Here is an 18,922-nt window from a genome sequence, read left to right on the forward strand (position 1 = left end):
TCCGTATAGAACGGAGAGCCTGACAGGCTATTTTTCAACCCGGTGCACTTATTTGCGGAATATAATGACTGCGGGGCAAACGCAAGTCTTACCTGCCGGCCGCCTGCAAAATTTCGTATAACAAGAAAAGCAGGGCGATGATGTACATCGTGATGGAGACATCCTTATGTTTGCCTGCGGCTAGTTTGACAACCGGGTAGGCGATAAAGCCGAAAGCGATGCCGTCCACAATGCTGTAAGTCAGCGGAATGAACGCTGCCACAAGAAAGGCGGGGAACGCCTCGGTGAAATCATCGAACGGTATCGCACGGATGCTGCTGAGCATGAACGATCCGAGAATGATAAGCACCGGAGCGATCGCACTATCCGGAATGATCTGCAGGAGCGGCACGGCGAAGTAGGAGCCCAGAAACAGCAATCCGGCGGAGATTGCCGTAAGCCCGGTACGTCCGCCTGAAGCGATGCCTGCGGAGCCTTCCACCGCGGATACGGTCGGGCTCGATCCGAGCAGTCCGGCCGCTGCGTTAGAAACCGCAGTAGCCTGGAACGCGCGGCGGTAGGTTTCCGGTCTTCCGAAGCTGACGGTCTGGCTGTGAATGAGGCCGAGATTCTCGAAGACGATTACCATCGCCAGCGAGAATGCCGCTACCCAGAATGGCAGCGACCAGAGGCCCTCGAACGAGAGAGCGCCGACGACGACCGCAGCCTCGTCAAGATTAACGCCGGCCGCCACGCTTGCCGGCTTCACGATCCCGAGGAACCAGGCAAGCGCTGTTCCTGCGGCGATCGCTATGAGGAAACTGCCGCTCACTTGCCGGATGTACAGGATCAGCATAATGGCAAGCGTCGCCATAGTAACGATAGCTTGAGGGCTGCCAAGATCGCCCAAGGCCACGTATGTAGTCGGATGTGAGACGACCAGTCCGCTTTTCTGCAGGCCGATAAAAGTCAGGAATAATCCGAGTCCGACGGATATGGCCTCTTTGAGCGGATGGGGCACGGCCGCGGATATTCGGACCCCGAGTCCGCTGAAGGCTACGAGCATAAACAGCAGCCCGGATACAAAAACGGCAGCAAGTGCCTCCTGCCAAGTCAGACCCATCGTATGGACGATGGTGTACGAGAACAGGGCGTTGATACCCATCCCGGGTACGATAATAAGCGGGGTATTGCTCCATAATCCGACCAGCAGGCAGCCTGCGAATGAAGCTGCAATGGTAGCTAACATGCCGGCTTGAACGGGAATTCCCGCATCGGCTAGAATCGCAGAGTTGACGATCACAATATAGACGCTGGTGACAAAGGAAACCAGCCCGGCCATAAGCTCGCGGCGCACGGTCGTTCCGTTGCTGCGGAGCTGGAACCGGCGATCGAGAAATTGAATCACATTTATCCTTCTTTCTGATAAGATCCCTCGGCCCACCCTCGAAACATGAAGCATCCGCGTCCCGCAATAAGAACGGCAGTTGTTTCGCTTCGATCATTATATCAAAAATCATCAGTGGAGCCACGTTTATCTGGGCTTAGTATGGCGAATATCCGCCAAAAGAAACAGCGGACAGCAAAAATCCCCGCTCTTCAATAGAACAAGGGAGAGAGGGGAAGGTTGCGGTTATTCACTCGATTTGGCGCGGGTGTTTAACGGCTCCGAGGGCCTGTTTGCCCGTGCTTTAATCCAGGTTAATCCATACACTTTTAACTTCGGTATAATTGCTAAGCGCGTAGGAGCCCATTTCACGCCCGATCCCGGATTGCTTATAACCCCCGAATGGAGAAGCCGCATCGAATACATTGTAACAGTTTATCCAGACGGTTCCCGCGCGAAGACGATTCGCAATGTAATGGGCGTTCTTGACGTTCTCTGTCCAAAGTCCGGCCGCGAGTCCGTAGTCCGTATCGTTGGCACGCGCAATGACATCGTCGAGGTCATCATATGGCAGAGCGGTCACAACGGGCCCGAAAATTTCTTCTTTGGCAATGGTCATCTTATCCTGAACACCAGCGAAGACGGTTGGAGCAATAAAATACCCTTCTTCATACGGATTGATTCCGCCAGTCAGAAGCTCCGCGCCCTCCTTAAGTCCACGTTCGATGTAGCCGATTACCCGTTTCTGTTGTTCTTCGGAGACGAGAGGCCCAATTTGTGTGTCGGGCATAAGGCCCGCCCCCTGCTTGAGCTTGCGCGAGTGAAGGACAAGATCGGCCACCACATTGTCGAACATTTTTTTCTGGATAAAAAGACGTGAGCCGGCGGAGCATACTTGCCCTTGGTTAAACATAACCCCGGACAAAGCCCCCGGAATGGCGCGTGACAAATCAGCATCCGGCAAAATAATGTTCGGCGACTTGCCGCCAAGCTCCAGCGTGACGCGCTTCAGGCTGTCCGCGGCCCCTCTCATAATTGCGCGGCCGACCTCGGTGGAGCCGGTGAAGGCAATTTTGTCCACCTGTGAATGCTGGACGAGTGCTTGGCCCGCAGTTTCACCAAAGCCCGGCACAATATTGACTACACCGGCCGGGAATCCTGCCTCTTGAATGAGCCAGGCGAGATATAGTGCGGACAGCGGAGTCTGCTCCGCGGGTTTGAGCACGACGGTGCAGCCCGTGGCAAGCGCCGCGCCAAGCTTCCACATGGCCATCAAGAGAGGGAAGTTCCACGGGATAATCTGCCCGACAACGCCGACAGGCTCATGCCGCGTATAGTTGAAATAGCCGCCGCTGACCGGAATTGTCTGCCCGACGAGCTTGGTGGCCCAACCTGCAAAGTACCGCAGATGTTCGACAGCCAGCGGCAAATCCACCGCGCGTGTTTCTGCTATCGGCTTGCCGTTATCGAGTGTCTCCAGCTGGGCGAGTTCTTCCAGGTTGTCCTCGATTAGCTCGGCCAGTCTATAGATGAGCCGGCTCCGGTCTGCCGAGCTCATCTTCGTCCACGGCCCGTGATCAAAAGCTCTGCGTGCCGCTTGTACGGCCAGATCGATGTCTTCTTCAACTGCTTCGCTCACTATGGCGAGGATGTCGCCTGTGGCAGGGTTCGGTGTCGTAAAAGTACGCCCGTATACGGAGTCTACAAAGTCGCCGTCAATAAACAGGCGCTTTGTTCCGGTAAGAAACCGCTGTACCTTAGGCCGGATCGGCAGGGTGGATTCATTCATAAGCCAAAAGCCTCCTTCTAGCTTGGGTGAAAGTCTTCGGACCTTACTGCGATAGCTTGTCACCCGCATTACTGTATCTATATAAGAAGGAACTGAGAAATATGACTAATCTGGCCGTTGAGGCAGTCCGTGCAGGGCGCTGTACCTTCTGAGCGGCATCATGTTAAACTACATAAATAGGTAGATAGGAAAGAAAGGTGTTTCCGGCATGTTTTTATCGCGTGATCAGAAGAGGCTCATCCTGGAAGTACTGAAGAAGGAAAACAGGCGTCTGCTTTCCGGGAATAAAGGGCCGCTGCTGCGCAAAACCATCGAAGATTTCGAGCAGGCTCTGCGCAACGAAGCGATTAATGAAAAACGGTGATAGTAACCTTCGCAAAAGTTCACAAAAAAAGATCCCCGGAGGGATCTTTTTTTGTGAACTCTATGAATGGCTGTGCTTCCGGTTTAATAGAGGGACAGCGCTAGTGTGTCACTTTCACGTCTTGCATGGAGAATGGCTTCCGTACCGTCGATTTCGATGCTGATCAAGCTTTCCAGACAAGTCTTCACGGCACGTTTACCGTTGTTCCATTTGGATTCCAAAGCAATTTTGAGTAAGCTTAATGCTTTTTTGCTCGCATCTGTATAAAAGACGGGTATTTTTTGGTTGTTAAAAATAATGATAGTTTTCATTATGATTTCTACCTCCTGTAAGATAGATCAATCTTTTTAATAGTATAGGTTACGAATATTAAAGGAAACTTAAAAAATGAAGAATTCTGCGTGTTTTATAAAGAAAAATTCCTCCTTCGCCACAGAATGTTTGAAATTTGGAGGGTATCAGCCCTTTTTTTTAGAGAATTCGGATGGAACTTGTTGTTTGGAGCCCATTTAGTGGCAAAGAAAACAATTTGCTTACTTAAATTTAGGCATATACGAAAATATTCATACATCTTATAAACCGATTTTCGTCGATTGAAACGTTTTTATTGAGCGATTCGCATTTTTTTCGATTACAGGAGGAGATAGCGGTGAGGAAAGCCATTTTTTACGGATCGGTACATGTTTTTTTAGAACGGGGAGAGGAAGTGCTCCTTTTAAAAAGAAAAAATCCGGATTTGAGAACGATAAACGGAGTGTAATCGCAGGAAGAATCGATGGAGAGGAGGAGGTTGTCAGCGCGGCGATAAGGGAAGCCAGAGAAGAGGCGGGTATTGAGCTTGCTCCGGATGACCTGAAAATGATCGGTGTTATGCATCGCAAAAACATCGATTCAGAATGGATCGATGTTTTCTTGACCGCAAGCAGTTGGCAAAGGGAGATTGTAAATAAGGAACCGCATAAATGTGAAGAACTCTTCTGGCATAACGCCAATAAACTTCCTGCGAATATGGTTCCTTTTGTAAGAAAGGTGATCGAAATGCCCCGGAACGGCATGTGGTTTGCAAGCTTCGGATGGCCCGGTAAGGATCCTGCCTAGCTTAAGTGGCGCCGTTACAATGATAGAATGCAAAAAAAGGATGACCTCACTGGAGGTCATCCTTGCTCGTAGATACTAGAGAGAGCAGCATGGTGTTCAAAGTAAAGCCGCGTTCCTGCTGCGCAACCATAGGAAAATTCCTGTTACGATAGAGAATAGCGGAAATGCAGCAAACAAAATTATAAAATAATCGAATCCGAGCTCTAATGTGTAAGCCAGCGCTCCACTGAGTAAAGCTCCGAGAAGATTAAAGATAGTGAACTGAATACTCGAACGGGAACAATGCTTACCCAGCAAATAATTCATTCCGCTTGCCACAAGATTAAGCGGATAGAGGAGGAGAATAGAGAGAAACCACAGAAAAACCCATTCCTCGCTAAAAAGGCGGCTTTCAAGACTGGCAGAAAAAAAGGATACGATCATACTGGAAAGAAACGATAAGACCGTAACATCGAATACGAGTTGGTTGTTCGGCCGATTGATGACGTGACCCTCCTTGCTGGGTAAAGATGGTAAAATTGTGTACACGACTACCATGCAATCGTCAACCGGATCGTATAGGGGTATCTGTTAACGTTCCTGTTCAGAAGCACGGACCCTGGCCCCGGCCCCGGAGCTGCCTGATGAAGTCTCAAATTTATGCTTATTATTAGGGTTTGTTATTCTGTAAAGTGCATAAAAGACAAGAAATAACACCATAACCCCGGCCGCATACCGGTACATGACAGCGTAGCTGGTGCTCGAAGCGATAACGCCGAGCAGCATCGACCCGACTGCTACACCGAAATCTATGGAATTGTAAAACATACTATTCGCAGTCCCGTGCTGATCGGCAGGCGTCTCACTTAGCATCCATGCCTGAGTCGTCGGCTGAACGGCCCCGAAGCCAAGGCCATACAGAAGTGCGGACACAATGAGCATAGGCATAGTAGTAGCCATCGAGAGAATAAACAGGCTTGCAATCAGCAGCAGGGCGCCGGGTATGAGGACGGCCGCATGGCCTTTGCTGTCGAATAGGCGTCCGGATATCGGGCGGACGACCAATACCGTGATCGCATTAAACAGGAAGAATAGACCGATTTGTTCCAAATGAACTTCCTTGCCGTATAACGCGATAAAACTTAGCAATCCTCCATAAGTGATGGAGAGCAGGGTGTTAAGCAGCGCGGGCAGCAGCAGTCTGCGGCCCGGGCCGCTGCGTTTCTTGCCGCTCTTCGCCGGCGATGGGCCCGCTGCTGAGCCAGCGGATGTCGCTTCGGCCGCCCGGGGTACCATGGCGGCGGCAGGCTGTGCCGGAATGCTGCGGGTGAACAGCAGCAGCGGTATGATGAGGGCGGCCGCCGCCGTACCCAGCACCGTCAGCGGCCCGAAACCGTACCCGCCTATCACGGCTAGGCCGATGGTCGGTCCTACCGACATGGCAAGGCTACTGGATAGGCCGAAATAGCCGATCCCTTCCCCGATGCGGCGGGGAGGGATGATTTGTGAGACCAGCGTAGGCATGACCGTGCTGGTCATGCCGAAGCCGATCCCGAAGCATGCGCGAAGAGCGAGCAGCATGCCGACGGAGCCGGCAAACGAATACGCCGCTGTCGACGCCGTGGCGATTGCCACACCGCAAATCAGCAGCGTATTGCGGTGCACGCGGCGCAGCAGCGCGGCCGTTGCGAAGCGCGAGATAATCGCCGAGATTGCGAAGATGCTCGTGACCAGACTAAGGACAAAATCCCCCGAACCGAACTGCTCTTTGACATAAGCAGGGAAGGGGGACAGCAGCATTTGCAGGCAGAGGAATAACAGGAAATACGAGAGAGTGAGGATGATGAAAGATTTGGTCCAGAGCTTGGCCGTGCTTGCCGCATCTCGACTGGGATCAGGGCTTCCTGTTATATCGGACTGAAACCTACGGACTGAAGGACCGGTTCCCGAATTTAAACGGGCTCGCGTATCTTCTAATTCTTGTTGTTGAGACATGCTGTAAGACACTCCTATTCATTCTGTAAGCTCTTGGATGTTGGCTCCGATCTGATGCAGCAGTTTGATCAGCAGGTCATACTCATCCTGACTGATATGTTTCACTGCGTCCTGTACGGTTTTTTTCTCAATAGGCTCCGCAATTCGAATCAGCGACTGCCCTTTTTCCGTAATATGGACATGAAAAGATCTCCGGTCGCCTTGACCGGCTTTTTTGTGTATGAAGCCCTTGGCTTCAAGGCTGTCCAGAATCCGGGTCGTGGTGGGTTTGTCTTTACCGGCCCGGTCTGCGATTTCCCTCTGAATCAATCCGTCCTGTTCGTAAATCCGGTACAAGACCGACCATTGTTCGGGCGTAATATCGTAGTCTTTTAACCGCTGAGTAAGGAGATTGGAAATTTTACGATAGGTGATCCCGAGCAGGAAGCCGATCGAGTCATCCAAGGCGCTTTTAAAATCCGGGTGATTGGGATGCAAAAGTAGGCTCCTCTCCTAAATAGTTGTTTAAACAACTATATGATAAGCAACTATAAAAGTCAACGCAGGGAGCAACACCCGCAATTATTCTTTCAGAGAGAGTCTTTGTTTGTTATAATTTGGACAGTCCATATAAAGAACCCGCTCAGGAGGATTGTCCAAGTTGATTATTTTACTCGCGATTTCCTTTTTACTTGTGCTTATCTGTGTTGTCATTCTTCGCAGGACTGCATTCAGACCGCTTCCCTGGTTTGTCAAAATGTCCGCAGTCCGGAGATTTAGAGGACCCTTCGCGTATGGAGGGTTCGTGTTCCTGCTTAACATGATTATTTTCATTACGCTTGCCGGCCTGTTTGTTGCTTTTATTTCTGTCAGCTTCGCCGGAGCATTCCTTCTCCTGCTTCTCATCGGAATCAGTTTGAGTATGTTCGTATGGATTCAAACGGCCATTTCCCGGGGGGGCAAGACCAAAGACAGGTGGATCACGGGTGCGATTGGCAGTGTTTTTTACTTCGCTGTCATGATTTATTTATTCCTTCAAATCTTCCAGGTTCCGGCCGATACACCCGAAGGGCAGATCCAAATTGTCGGGCTCATGCTCGGTTTTGTGATCACCTTAACAGCCGGGGTCACATGCATGCTGACAATTCGATTTGCCCGGGAGAAAGGTTCGGTATAGCACCGGATTTCTTGCACGGCGAGTTATACGATAAACCTTCCCTGTGATACTTCATGGAAGGTTTTGTGCACTATCAGCTATCAGCAAGAGCCACAAAAAAGACTACTCACCCGATATAAAGGAGAGCAGTCTTTTTTGATTAGCTGAAATTTAAATTTTCTTCGCGCCGTTCTTCTTAATAGCTTGACTGACAAAACCTCCTGAGAGCTCAAGAAGTTTCTTCGCTTCTTCGGCATCGACACCGGCCCTAATCATCACGATAGCTGTCTTGACGTGGCCGTCCGCTTCCTGAAAAGCTTGTTCTACCTGGTCCTCCGCAGCGTCCGTAGCCATTTCGATAATACGTTTGGCGCGGTAAACGAGCTTCTCATTGGAAGGATTGAGATCCACCATTAGATTCCGGTACACTTTACCGATGCGAATCATCGAAGTTGTCGTCAGCATATTCAGGATCAGCTTCTGGGCTGTCGCCGACTTCATTCTTGTCGATCCCATAATCGCTTCCGGTCCTACAACAGCTTCAATCAGCAGTTGTGCATGCAGCGTCATCGGGGTGCCATGATTGTTGCAGATGCCGACAACCCGGGCACCGAGTTCGCCTGCACGCTTCATTGCACCGAGTACATAAGGCGTTCGGCCGCTCGCGGCAATCCCGATGACCACATCTTTGCTGGTAATGCCATGCTCGTCGATATTTTGCGCCCCAAGCTCCGCACTGTCTTCCGCGCCTTCGACGGGGTCTTTAATGGCTTTGAATCCGCCTGCAATGAGGCCTTGAACCATTGATGGATCGGTGCCGTATGTCGGCGGACATTCAGATGCATCCAGGATGCCGATCCGTCCGCTGGTACCTGCCCCGACGTAGAACAGGCGGCCTCCTTCATTGAAGGCATCGACGACCCAATCAGCGGCTTTGGCGATAAGGGGGATCAGCTCATGTACACAGCTTGCAACACTCTGATCCTGTTCGTTGATCAGATACATGATCTGCTGCGAATCCAGCTGATCAATGTGACTGGTTTTTGCATTGGGCTGCTCCGTGATCAAATTGCTCAGAATATGGTTCATATGATTTCATTCTCCTTGTGTTAAAATTCATTTGTAGAGCACAGCGATGCAGGCAGGGAGGCTAAGCAAATAATTTACGGGCAAGAAGAGCGGCGCCGGTAGCGGCCGTGAATCCGCTGGCTGCTTCTATCATACGCAGCTCCGGGAAATCGGCTGACAAACCTTGGCTGTATACTTGACGGAATAAATGCGAATGAGTAAAGACGGAGCCGGCCAGGACAACATTCATCTGCTGCAGTTCCGGCTGCCGCTTCAGCAGGGCTGAAGTTGTTCTCACAAGTTTATCGGCTTCTTCTTTAATAATGTGACAGGCAATTGCATCGCCGGATTCGGCAGCACGTATACAGTGAGAAGCAAAGGAAGCGATTACGGCTTTATCGACATTGGGTTGATAAATCACTTGTTTAAGGTCCGTAATACGTTGAAGTGTTAGCGCTTCCATGATTGCTGGAGTGAGCAGCGTGGCAGGCAGGACGCCATCGTAACTCTGCATCACGGCTTTCAGCGCCTGCAGACCGATCGCATATCCGCTGCCTTCATCGCCGAGATAATGCCCCCAGCCGCCTGAACGGAATTGACGTCCATCCGGCATAAAGCCGTATACAATGGAGCCGGTTCCCGAAATAACGAGCACACCGTAATCTTGTTGAAGCGCAGCCATCAAAGAAATCTCGCCTTCGGATTTTATGGCGACCCGGAAAGAAACTCCGCGTCTTTGCTGGTAGAGCGCCAGGGATTCCGTCAATCGTTCCTTCTCTTCATCGGTAGATATTCCCGACATGCCCAGACAAATGCCCTGGGGTATAGTCTGCGCAGATTGAAGATTATCCAGCAATTGATCCAGCAGGTTCTCCAGTTCACGGATGGCAGATGGAAACGTTACGGCATGAGGATTGGTCGTTCCGACTCTTGCTTCTATAAGAAGTTTGCCTTCGGAATCAACAACCGATCCCTCCGTTTTAGTGCCTCCTCCATCGATTCCGAGATAAGTATACATAGAATCACCATTTCGGTTTTTTTAATCAGTATATGGGAATTTGGTGTGCTTGTAAAATAAAATTTTAATTATAAAAAAAATGTTGAAATTATATTTCACAACACATATAATGAACTCAATCCGGTGGATTCATGTAGTACAAAGGAACCGAATTAGCTGTATGGATCACATCTCATGTTGTTTGATTGAGGGGGAGATAGGCGGTCAGTCCTACACATGAACTTGTTTAGAACAGGAGTGGTAAGTATGAATGGCGGTTTGGTGCGATTACGTGAAGTGTACAACACACTCAATCCTTCCGAACATAAAATCGCAACCTTCATTCTGCAGAATCCGGATGAGATGATCCACTTGTCTGTGGCTGAACTGGCTACAAGGAGCGGAGCAAGCCAAGCGGCCATCATCAGATTGTGCAAGACATTGGAAATTAAGAGTTATCAAGATTTGAAGTTGAAGGTAGCCGGAGATTTACGAGGAGCCGAGACGACCGGATATCAGGAAATCAGGCCGAACGATACGATCAGTTCCATCATTCAAAGTGTATCCAATAACAATATCCAATCCATTAGGGATACGCTCAAAATACTGGATGAAGAAGCTGTTGAACGTTCTGTGACAGCGCTTACTAATGCGAAGAGGATCTATTTCTTCGGTGTGGGAGCTTCCAATCTGATTGCTATGGATGCCCAGCAGAAATTTATGAGGATCAACAAGACCAGCTTTTCCTTTGCCGATCCGCATGTTCAGCTGACTTCCGCCGTTACACTGACCCCCGAGGATGCCGCTGTATGCATATCCTACTCCGGTGAGACAGATGAAGTGATTCGGTCCGCATCCATCGCCAAGAAGAACGGCTGCACGACGATCAGCCTGACCCGGTACGGGAACACAAGCCTTAGTTCGATTGTGGATATCGCTTTGTTCAACTCTTCTACGGAAAACGAAATTCGAAGCGGGGCAATGGCATCACGTATTACTCAACTGAATGTGATCGACATTCTTTATCTCAGCGTTGCGAGCCGCAACTATGAGCAGTCGGTCAAATATTTGGAGCAGACCAGGCAGGCTATTAGAGGGTTATAAAAAAACAGCCTGGCATTTATAGACAAGAACCATCGTGTGGAGTTGTGAATTACCATAAATCCTAACAAACTAAGGGAGATGAAGGGTATGAAGAAAAAGGGGCTCATTCTTTTAACGGCAGCTGTTCTCACAATGGGAAGCGCTTGCAGTAAGGAAACAAATAACCCGGGTACGGGAGCAAGCACATCGCCGGAAGCTAAGGCAGATACGGTTGTTGTGTGGACATATCCGGTACACGGAACTTACGAGAAGGACCTTCCCGGATTAATCGAAGATTTCAATAAGAAATATCCTCACATTAAGGTACAAACGGAAATGCTCTCCTGGGCAGAAGGCCCTAAGAAATTCGACGTTGCTCTGAACGCGGGTAACCCGCCGGATCTTTATTTTCACGGTGTTGATGGCGCTTACGTAAATACGGGTCTTGCACTGGAACTCACTAAATACCTGACTCCGGAAATTAAAGCGGATTACTTGCCAGGGGTCCTTGAGCTCGGACAAATTCAAGGTAAACAGTATGGAATGCCACTTTATCAGTCCCAGTGGGCTTGGGGCGGCAACAAACGCATTCTGGAAGAAGCGGGAATCGACTGGAAGAAGATCCAGAAGGACGGATGGACCTGGACCGAGTTTAATGAAGCTTCCGCCAAGCTGACCAAGAAGCTGGATAACGGTTCTCAGCAGTACGCGCTCGTTACGGACGGAACTTCCCTTGATTTCATCGAAATGATGACACGCAACAACGGGATGCCGGATGTGCTTGATGAGAAAGGCGCTTTCCAATGGAACGATGACCGCGTTCTGAACACCATGACCTTTGTAAGCGATCTCATTAAAAAAGGAAATATGCCGAAAGAAACATCCGCGCTTACACCTGCTAAACGGACTGAAATGTTCTACGGGGGCCAAGCGGCGATCATTTCCAAAGCGATCCCTTACTACGATGTGATGATCCAGAACCGCAACAAGGATATTGATGCGGGCAAAATCAAAGGCGAGAAAATCGACTTCGTTCTTCTGCCGGTACCGCACAATGACAGCGCCAAACCAGGTACGACTATGTTCGGCGAAGGTTACGTAGCTTTCAAACAAAAGAACGATAAAGGCGAAGAGCATGCGAAGAATACGTTCCTCGTTATGGAAGCGCTTAGCGGTGCCAAAGCAGGTAACTCTGCCAACGAGCTCGTCCTTCCTTTCGTCCGTAAGTCTCAGGCTGAAGAGTTTAAAGGTAAAGAAATGGGCAAGCCGGAGAATCTGGAAGCGGGTAAACTGCTTGCTAAAAACATGGTCAAACCGGTTACGCTTAACCTTGACATTGACAAAGCAGCCAAGCAAAAGCAGTTTAAAGAACAAGTTGTTAAACCGAACATGCAGGCTCTCTTCTCGGGCGAGAAAGCGCCGAAAGATATCTTGGAAGATTTCAAGGCAAAAGGTAAACAAATGTTTGGTCAGTAATAGAACCAGGGGAGCGTTCCATCTTAGCGGATCGAGGCCGCTCCCTTTTTCTTTAGAAGGAGGATGAGGAGATGCAGACTTCAGCTTCAATGGCGCCTAACCGTAAAAGGTCGCCAGTAACGCGTTTCTGGAAAGATTATGGCTGGGCGTACTTATTCATACTAGCGCCGATTCTTCTTTTCCTGGTGTTCACACTATATCCCGTGTTTACGGCACTCGTTATGAGTTTCCAGCAGTACAACATTCTCAATTCCTCGTGGATTGGCCTGGATAATTATGAGCGTCTGGTCAAAGACGAGATTTTCTGGAAATCCATGAAGAACACGGCGATTTTTACTCTGGGTACGGTGCCGATTAATATTATCATTACTTTTGTCCTGTCGTTCTTTATTTTTCAAATGAAAAGCACGTGGCAGACCTTCTTCAAAGCAACCCTTTATTTGCCGACAGTAGCATCCGGCGTTACGATTTCCATCGTATGGCTCGCGATCTTCGATCCTACGGATTCCGGTCTTCTCAACCGCTTTATCGGATTGTTTGGTCTTGACCCGGTCATTTGGCTCGGGCAGACAGGCACGGCTTTATTCTCACTGATGTTGATGAACTGGCTCGGTTCACATGGTGCAGGTATTATTCTGTATCTGGCAGCAATGGGCGGTATTCCGAAATCGCTTTATGAAGCAGCTGACATCGATCATGCCAGCGGCTGGACTAAATTCTCGCGCATCACGTGGCCGCTGCTCAAACCGACAACGCTATACCTCTTGGTAACCGGTGTAATCACCTCGTTCCAGGTATTCATTTCGGTTTACTTGATGACCCAAGGCGGTCCAAACTTTGCGACGACAACCATCGCTTATCTCATTTACGAGACAGCGTTTAAATTTTATGAATTCGGGCTTGCTTCGGCTCAGTCCTTTGTACTGGCGATCATGATTATTATCATTTCGGTTATCCAGTTCAAATATTTCTCGAGTGATATCGAGTACTAGTTTCTTCGTTCTTATAGCTAGGCCTGCATAATCTGGAGGTGAGTTGTTGTGTCTTCAAAATCTAAAATGTTCCTGTTCGGCGCCGCGACCCTTACTTTGCTCATTTGGGGCCTGATCTCGATTCTGCCCCTGTACTGGATGGTCATCGGCTCGTTCCAGGATACAAAAATGTCGGCTACATACCGGCCGCAAATGATTCCGGAAATATGGTCCATGACGCCTTATGAGCGTTTCTTCGCCAAAACGTCGGCTTGGCGCTGGTTATTCAACTCTTTCTTCGTATCCAGCGTACTGACGGTGACCAACGTATTTTTCGCGTCGCTTGCAGGCTATGCGTTTGCGAAGCTGAAATTCCCGGGAAGCAAGGCGGCGTTCTGGGTTCTGCTCAGTACGATGATGATTCCTGCTCAAGTCACACTGATCCCGCTCTACATTCTGATGGTGAATGTCTTTAACATCGGGGACACCTATACGGCTATTATTTTACCGGCCGCCATTAGTGTGGGAAATATTTTCTTAATGAAGCAGTACATGTCCACCCTCCCGACTTCGTTGATTCATGCGGCCCGGATCGATGCCTGCAGTGAATTCGGGATCTTCTGGAAAGTAATTTTACCGATGGCTAAGCCAGGTCTTGCCGTGTTAGCCATTTTCACCTTCGTAGCTTCTTGGAATGAATTCTTCTGGCCGTTTCTCATTACGAATTCCGACAGCATGCGCACGATTCAGGTCGGGCTCGCTTCATTCGTATTCGCGGAGGCGACGGACTTCGGAGCCATTATGGCCGGGGCAACCATTGGCGCACTGCCTATGCTGGTTCTATTCTTCTCACTGCAACGCTACTTCTTGCAAGGCATTACGATTGGAGCCGTTAAAGGCTAGGAGGGAACGACTATGGCACGCGTAGAGTTTCGTAAAGTGCGTAAAGAATTTACCGACGACAAGAAAGATCCGTTTGTGGCCGTGTCCGATTCGGATTTCGTCATTAATGATAAAGAGTTTGTTGTTTTCGTAGGGCCTTCCGGCTGCGGTAAGACGACTTCCCTGCGTATGATCGCAGGACTGGAGAAACAATCGAGCGGCGATATTATTATCGGCGACCGGGTTGTGAATGATCTGCATCCCAAAGACCGCGATATCGCGATGGTTTTCCAGGATTACGCGCTGTATCCGCATATGTCTATCCGCGAGAACTTATCATTCGGTCTGAAGAACTTGAAGAAGCCGAAGAATGTCATCGATGAGAAAGTACGGTCGGCGGCCGCTATTCTCGGGCTGGAAGACATGCTGGAGCGCAAACCGCGCGAGCTGTCCGGCGGACAGCGCCAGCGTGTAGCGGTAGGCCGTGCAATCGTCCGCGATCCGCAAGTATTCTTGTTCGATGAGCCCCTCTCTAATCTGGATGCGAAACTCCGTATCCAGATGCGGGTTGAACTAGGCGAGCTTCACAAGCGGCTCGGCGCTACCATCGTGTATGTAACCCACGATCAGGTAGAAGCCATGACGCTAGGCGAACGGATTGTGGTCATGAACAAGGGCCATATTCAGCAGATCGCCTCGCCCAAAGATCTCTATGCGACCCCGCAGAATATGTTCGTAGCCGGCTTCATTGGTTCGCCTGCGATGAACTTCATGGACGCACGTATGGAGGGCAACCGGGTTATTACGGAAAGCGCCGAATTTGCAGTTCCGGATGCAATCGCAGCCGGTTTGAAGAAATATCAAGGCCAGCGCCTTATTATGGGCATTCGTCCGGAGCATATCTTCGGTGAAGATTTCTCTCTCAATGTGCCGCATGACCACAAGCTGCAAGCACGTGTTCAAGTCGTGGAGCACCTGGGCTCCGAGAATCTGGTGTATTTCAATGTCGGCAAACGTTTAATTACGGCGAAGGTACATCCGGAGACGCATACATTCGTCGGGCAAGACAAGACGTTTATTCTCGATATGAGCAAAGCTCATTTCTTCGATCCGGAGACCGAACAGCGGATCGTTCTATAAAACAATTTGATTTCAAAAGATAGCAAGGAGTGATTACCGATGCGCAAGCTGAATGCCGTATTGAAAGTAGCCGGTGCCGAGGTGTTCCGGGAGATCGTGCCCGTAGCACTGACGAGTATTATCAGCTCTCTCGTACTGATCCCTATGATCCTGATGGTCCCGATTCCGTTCGTGCCGATTCTGATTGCTCTCTTGTACATGCCGCTGCTGTATGGAGTCATGTATGTGTTTCAGCAGAAGGCGGAAGGGAAGCCGAGCCAGGTTCGCCTGCTGTTTACCGGAGCGGTCAAAGGATTCTTTCCGGCATTCGTATTCGGCCTGCTCATCGTTTCCCTCTTGTTCATCCTCTGGTCGACTTGGTGGTATTACGGGTCTAAAGGCGGAATGTTCTACATGTCGATTGCGGTTTTTCAAACGTACTTCGTTCTGATGGCGCTCGTTTCCCAGTTCTACACGTTGCAGCTTGTGCTGCAGAAGGGCATGGGGATCTTCCGGGCGATGGCTGAAAGTGTGAAGCTGTTCTTCCGCTTTCCGGGATATACGATCGGAGCTTTCTTCCAAATGGTCTGCTTTACGTTTCCGCTCATGCTGACGGTGGTTGGTTTCATTGCCCTGTTCAGCGGAATCCTGGGTGTGTATCAGTACAAAGCGGTTCACAATGTCCTAAGCAGAGAAGAAGAGGCTGAGGTTGATGAAGCCGGTATGCTTCTTACGAATGGAGAAGCACGATGAGTGCCGGTGTGCGGTCCGGAGCTGACCGCCTCCATACAATGAAGCATCCTCTTCTGACAGGCCGAAGAATCGGGCTCGTTACGAATCCAACCGGGATTACAGCGGATTTCAGGACAACGGTTGAGGTATGCGCGTCGCTTCGGGATTCGCAGCTGACTGCCCTGTACGCTTGTGAACACGGGCTGTACGGGCAGCGGCAGGCGGGGGTCTTGTTCGAGGACGAAACGGATCCCGAGCTTGGCATCCCGGTCTACAGCCTGTACGGCAAACACAAGCGCCCAACCGCCGAGATGCTCCAGAATGTGGATACAGTCTTGTTTGACATACAGGATCTCGGCATCCGTTTCTATACGTATCTGTCAACGCTCTTGTACACCCTTGAAGCATGTGCGGAGCATGGCAAAAGTCTGCTCGTTCTGGACCGGCCGAATCCGCTTGGAGGCAGCATCGCCGAAGGCGGAATGCTGAAGCCCGGCTATGAGTCCATGGTCGGCGCCTGGCAGATGCCGATCCGCAGCGGGATGACACTCGGGGAGTTAGCCCTGATGGTTAATGATGTGAAGGGACTCCGCTGCGACATCGATGTGATTCGGCTGGAGGGATGGGACCGGAGGATGGAATTTACCGACACCGGCCTGCCTTGGATGGTTCCGTCACCGAATATTCCCACGATTGATTCCGCCCGGGTATATGGAGGAACCTGCTTCTTCGAGGGAACGAATTTGTCGGAGGGACGCGGCACTACCCGACCTTTCGAATGGATCGGTGCCCCTTGGCTTCATGGAGCAGAGCTTGCGAAGCGCATGAATGCCAGCGGACTGCCCGGCGTTCATGTACATCCGGTGTATGCAACACCTGCGTTCTCCAAGCATCAAGGGCAGCTGTGCAGCGGCGTAAGGCTGTTCGTCACCGACCAGGAGCAGTTCCAGCCGGTCAATACAGGGCTGAGACTCTTGCATGAAGTTATCTCTCTGCATCCGGACAGCTTCGAATGGCTTACGCCTCCCAAAGAAGGTTCCCGCTATTTTATTGATTTGCTGACAGGCGGGACCGATGTGCGTATGACTCTTGCGGACAGTGAAGGACTGCGCAGCATCACCCGGAATTGGCAGGAGGAAGCGGAAGCCTGGAAAACGCAGCGCAAGCCTTACCTGCTTTATTAGAGATTAGATACTCGCTGTAATTGTATACGGTTCGTACCATGCGCCTGTCCGACCTCTGGTCCGGCAGGCGTTCTGCGCTGGGCTTGCTGGTGAGACGAGGTTTATCTGAGGATTCAACCAACGCCGGAAGGAATGATTAGTATGTTATTCGGGATAGGCAAAGATAGACCGGTGATCGCAATCGGTCTTATGTCCGGCACGTCGCTGGACGGTATTGACGCAGCGGTAGTTCGCATTACAGGGAGTGGGCTCCAGTCCCGGATAGAGCTGCTCCATTTCTACAGCCGGCCTTACCCGGAGCAGCTCAGGGAGCGGCTGAAAGAGCTCTGTACCACCGGGCAGTCCAATGTTGCGCTCGTCTGCGGAATGAATGCCTACCTGGCCGAACGCTTCGCGGAAGCGGCTCTGGAGGCGGCCAGGGAAGCCGGAATCGGGATGGATTCCGTCGATTTTATCTCGTCACATGGTCAGACCGTGTGGCACATTCCCGAAGCGGACAGCGCGGACCCGTATTTGACCCGGTCCACGCTGCAGCTCGGCGATCTGTCGGTGCTCGCTAAGCGCACCGGGGTTCTTGTCGTCGGCGACTTCAGGCCTGCCGACATGGCGGTCGGAGGCCAGGGCGCGCCCCTTGCGCCTTACGGCGACCTGATTCTCTTCCGCCACCCGGCTAAGGGACGGCTGCTGCAAAATATCGGCGGAATCGGCAACTGTACGGCGCTGGTGCCCGGAGCCGGGCCGGACGACGTATTCGCCTTTGATACGGGGCCCGGTAATATGGTGATCGACCAGGTCGTCTACCAGTTGTCGGAGGGACGCGAATCATACGATGACGGAGGAAAGTGGGCGGCGCAGGGCCAGCCGGATGAGCAGCTGGTTGCGGAGATGATGGCCCATCGGTATTTCGGGATGGCGCCTCCCAAGTCAACCGGACGTGAAGTGTTCGGCAAAGCCTATGCTGCGGAATTCATTGCCAAGGCAAAGGGTCTGGGCCTCGCAGATGCAGACATCGTTGCGACAGCCACCGCTTTTACTGCGCGGACGATCTCGGAAGGCTACCGGCAGTTTGTGTTCCCAAGCTGCCGCATCGACGAAGTCATCGTCAGCGGGGGAGGGGCGCGCAACCGGACTCTCTTGGCACAGCTCGCTGCACTTCTGCCGGATCAGCAGGTGATGACATCCCGCGAGCTTGGCGTAGACGATGATGCCAAGGAAGCCGTCATTTTTGCTCTGCTCGGTCACGATTTCTTGTGCGGTGTTCCCAATAATCTTCCCGCAGCAACAGGAGCAAGCCGTCCTACAGTTATGGGTAAACTCGCATTGCCGTAACATATAAGGAATTCAATTGAATTCTCTGAATTATAGAGACGCCCTTATTAATGGAAGGGACGTCTCTTTTACCTGAAAATGCTTCTTTTTAAATGTGAATTTTCGAATAAAGTTTTATGGATGATTTACGGATAATGTCCAAATAAAGGCCGGATTTTCCGATTTAAAGTTGACACGTCTTGTCACATTTCCTAGAATGAACATGTTGAGTGACTTCAGCAGATCCTATCATCAGAAGTGATCGCTCCGGGACAGGCGGTAATTAAACCGGTCAGATTTGGACCCGTGCGTGGAATCGCTCTGACAAAAGGTTGAAGTCACAAGCGGCCTGATATCACTTACTAGAACAAGCAGA

At 50.7% G+C, this 18,922-nt stretch carries 18 protein-coding genes; 11 read left to right on the forward strand and 7 right to left on the reverse strand.

Features of this window, described 5'->3' with window-relative positions; genetic code table 11:
- Nucleotides 1–88: 88 nt before the first annotated feature.
- Both AR333_RS11510 and AR333_RS11515 read right to left on the reverse strand, forming a co-directional pair.
- The gene (locus tag AR333_RS11510) at nt 89–1,387 is read right to left on the reverse strand and encodes an NCS2 family permease (protein ID WP_068775509.1); all 1,299 of its coding nucleotides are present in this window, start codon (nt 1,385–1,387) and stop codon (nt 89–91) included.
- Nucleotides 1,388–1,670: 283 nt separating this feature from the next.
- Nucleotides 1,671–3,155: an aldehyde dehydrogenase family protein gene (locus AR333_RS11515; RefSeq protein ID WP_068775510.1), complete on the reverse strand. Its 1,485-nt coding sequence runs from the start codon at nt 3,153–3,155 to the stop codon at nt 1,671–1,673.
- 208 nt (nt 3,156–3,363) lie between these two features.
- Between AR333_RS11515 and AR333_RS24975 the strand changes: the two genes are divergently transcribed.
- On the forward strand, nt 3,364–3,519 hold the full coding sequence (locus AR333_RS24975) for a hypothetical protein (RefSeq protein WP_172798842.1): 156 nt from the start codon (nt 3,364–3,366) through the stop codon (nt 3,517–3,519).
- A gap of 83 nt (nt 3,520–3,602) precedes the next feature.
- Here the strand turns inward: AR333_RS24975 and AR333_RS11520 are convergent, their stop codons facing one another.
- Nucleotides 3,603–3,830, reverse strand: coding sequence for a 3-dehydroquinate dehydratase (locus tag AR333_RS11520; RefSeq protein ID WP_068775511.1), 228 nt, complete (start codon nt 3,828–3,830; stop codon nt 3,603–3,605).
- Nucleotides 3,831–4,323: 493 nt separating this feature from the next.
- On the opposite strand from AR333_RS11520, the gene AR333_RS11525 reads away from it, so the two are divergent.
- Nucleotides 4,324–4,617, forward strand: a complete 294-nt coding sequence (locus tag AR333_RS11525) for an NUDIX domain-containing protein (RefSeq protein WP_367584479.1) — start codon at nt 4,324–4,326, stop codon at nt 4,615–4,617.
- 570 nt (nt 4,618–5,187) lie between these two features.
- Here the strand turns inward: AR333_RS11525 and AR333_RS11535 are convergent.
- Both AR333_RS11535 and AR333_RS11540 read right to left on the reverse strand, forming a co-directional pair.
- Nucleotides 5,188–6,591 (reverse strand): MFS transporter, encoded by a 1,404-nt coding sequence (locus tag AR333_RS11535; RefSeq protein WP_084783614.1) that lies wholly within the window; start codon nt 6,589–6,591, stop codon nt 5,188–5,190.
- Between the two features lie 18 nt (nt 6,592–6,609).
- Nucleotides 6,610–7,068 carry a MarR family winged helix-turn-helix transcriptional regulator gene (locus tag AR333_RS11540; RefSeq protein ID WP_068775513.1) on the reverse strand — a complete coding sequence of 153 codons (459 nt, stop codon included), beginning with the start codon at nt 7,066–7,068 and terminating at the stop codon, nt 6,610–6,612.
- Nucleotides 7,069–7,231: 163 nt separating this feature from the next.
- On the opposite strand from AR333_RS11540, the gene AR333_RS11545 reads away from it, so the two are divergent.
- Entirely contained in the window at nt 7,232–7,747 is a 516-nt protein-coding gene (locus AR333_RS11545) for a hypothetical protein (RefSeq protein WP_084783616.1), read from the forward strand.
- A 150-nt stretch (nt 7,748–7,897) separates the two neighbouring features.
- Here the strand turns inward: AR333_RS11545 and murQ are convergent, their stop codons facing one another.
- Nucleotides 7,898–8,815 carry an N-acetylmuramic acid 6-phosphate etherase gene (gene murQ / locus AR333_RS11550; protein WP_068775515.1) on the reverse strand — a complete coding sequence of 306 codons (918 nt, stop codon included), beginning with the start codon at nt 8,813–8,815 and terminating at the stop codon, nt 7,898–7,900.
- Nucleotides 8,816–8,876: 61 nt separating this feature from the next.
- Nucleotides 8,877–9,812: a BadF/BadG/BcrA/BcrD ATPase family protein gene (locus AR333_RS11555; RefSeq protein WP_068775516.1), complete on the reverse strand. Its 936-nt coding sequence runs from the start codon at nt 9,810–9,812 to the stop codon at nt 8,877–8,879.
- A 246-nt stretch (nt 9,813–10,058) separates the two neighbouring features.
- Between AR333_RS11555 and AR333_RS11560 the strand changes: the two genes are divergently transcribed.
- The 8 genes from AR333_RS11560 to AR333_RS11595 all read left to right on the forward strand — a co-directional run bounded on the left by AR333_RS11560 (nt 10,059) and on the right by AR333_RS11595 (nt 18,567).
- Nucleotides 10,059–10,895 carry a MurR/RpiR family transcriptional regulator gene (locus tag AR333_RS11560; protein ID WP_068775517.1) on the forward strand — a complete coding sequence of 279 codons (837 nt, stop codon included), beginning with the start codon at nt 10,059–10,061 and terminating at the stop codon, nt 10,893–10,895.
- Nucleotides 10,896–10,982: 87 nt separating this feature from the next.
- Complete coding sequence (locus tag AR333_RS11565) at nt 10,983–12,350, forward strand: ABC transporter substrate-binding protein (protein WP_068775518.1); 1,368 nt, start codon at nt 10,983–10,985, stop codon at nt 12,348–12,350.
- 71 nt (nt 12,351–12,421) lie between these two features.
- Complete coding sequence (locus AR333_RS11570; RefSeq protein WP_068775519.1) at nt 12,422–13,342, forward strand: carbohydrate ABC transporter permease; 921 nt, start codon at nt 12,422–12,424, stop codon at nt 13,340–13,342.
- 48 nt (nt 13,343–13,390) lie between these two features.
- A complete protein-coding gene (locus tag AR333_RS11575) occupies nt 13,391–14,224 on the forward strand; it encodes a carbohydrate ABC transporter permease (RefSeq protein ID WP_068775520.1) in 834 nt (277 codons plus the stop codon).
- 12 nt (nt 14,225–14,236) lie between these two features.
- A complete protein-coding gene (locus tag AR333_RS11580; RefSeq protein WP_068775521.1) occupies nt 14,237–15,343 on the forward strand; it encodes an ABC transporter ATP-binding protein in 1,107 nt (368 codons plus the stop codon).
- Nucleotides 15,344–15,382: 39 nt separating this feature from the next.
- Complete coding sequence (locus AR333_RS11585) at nt 15,383–16,075, forward strand: hypothetical protein (RefSeq protein ID WP_068775522.1); 693 nt, start codon at nt 15,383–15,385, stop codon at nt 16,073–16,075.
- Nucleotides 16,072–17,238, forward strand: a complete 1,167-nt coding sequence (locus tag AR333_RS11590; RefSeq protein WP_068775523.1) for an exo-beta-N-acetylmuramidase NamZ domain-containing protein — start codon at nt 16,072–16,074, stop codon at nt 17,236–17,238. Before AR333_RS11585 ends, AR333_RS11590 begins: the two co-directional genes overlap by 4 nt.
- Before the next feature lie 141 nt (nt 17,239–17,379).
- Nucleotides 17,380–18,567, forward strand: a complete 1,188-nt coding sequence (locus AR333_RS11595) for an anhydro-N-acetylmuramic acid kinase (RefSeq protein WP_068775524.1) — start codon at nt 17,380–17,382, stop codon at nt 18,565–18,567.
- Nucleotides 18,568–18,922 lie beyond the last annotated feature (355 nt).

This window comes from Paenibacillus sp. FJAT-26967, assembly GCF_001541095.1.
GTDB lineage: Bacteria > Bacillota > Bacilli > Paenibacillales > NBRC-103111 > Paenibacillus_F.

What these genes read in the sequence shown, in the direction of transcription:
- AR333_RS11515 (WP_068775510.1), bottom strand. Translation starts at nt 3,155, where the DNA reads ATGAATGAATCCACCCTGCCGATCCGGCCTAAGGTACAGCGGTTTCTT.
- AR333_RS24975 (WP_172798842.1), top strand. Translation starts at nt 3,364, where the DNA reads ATGTTTTTATCGCGTGATCAGAAGAGGCTCATCCTGGAAGTACTGAAG.
- AR333_RS11520 (WP_068775511.1), bottom strand. Translation starts at nt 3,830, where the DNA reads ATGAAAACTATCATTATTTTTAACAACCAAAAAATACCCGTCTTTTAT.
- AR333_RS11535 (WP_084783614.1), bottom strand. Translation starts at nt 6,591, where the DNA reads ATGTCTCAACAACAAGAATTAGAAGATACGCGAGCCCGTTTAAATTCG.
- murQ (WP_068775515.1), bottom strand. Translation starts at nt 8,815, where the DNA reads ATGAACCATATTCTGAGCAATTTGATCACGGAGCAGCCCAATGCAAAA.
- AR333_RS11555 (WP_068775516.1), bottom strand. Translation starts at nt 9,812, where the DNA reads ATGTATACTTATCTCGGAATCGATGGAGGAGGCACTAAAACGGAGGGA.
- AR333_RS11560 (WP_068775517.1), top strand. Translation starts at nt 10,059, where the DNA reads ATGAATGGCGGTTTGGTGCGATTACGTGAAGTGTACAACACACTCAAT.
- AR333_RS11565 (WP_068775518.1), top strand. Translation starts at nt 10,983, where the DNA reads ATGAAGAAAAAGGGGCTCATTCTTTTAACGGCAGCTGTTCTCACAATG.
- AR333_RS11570 (WP_068775519.1), top strand. Translation starts at nt 12,422, where the DNA reads ATGCAGACTTCAGCTTCAATGGCGCCTAACCGTAAAAGGTCGCCAGTA.
- AR333_RS11580 (WP_068775521.1), top strand. Translation starts at nt 14,237, where the DNA reads ATGGCACGCGTAGAGTTTCGTAAAGTGCGTAAAGAATTTACCGACGAC.
- AR333_RS11585 (WP_068775522.1), top strand. Translation starts at nt 15,383, where the DNA reads ATGCGCAAGCTGAATGCCGTATTGAAAGTAGCCGGTGCCGAGGTGTTC.
- AR333_RS11590 (WP_068775523.1), top strand. Translation starts at nt 16,072, where the DNA reads ATGAGTGCCGGTGTGCGGTCCGGAGCTGACCGCCTCCATACAATGAAG.
- AR333_RS11595 (WP_068775524.1), top strand. Translation starts at nt 17,380, where the DNA reads ATGTTATTCGGGATAGGCAAAGATAGACCGGTGATCGCAATCGGTCTT.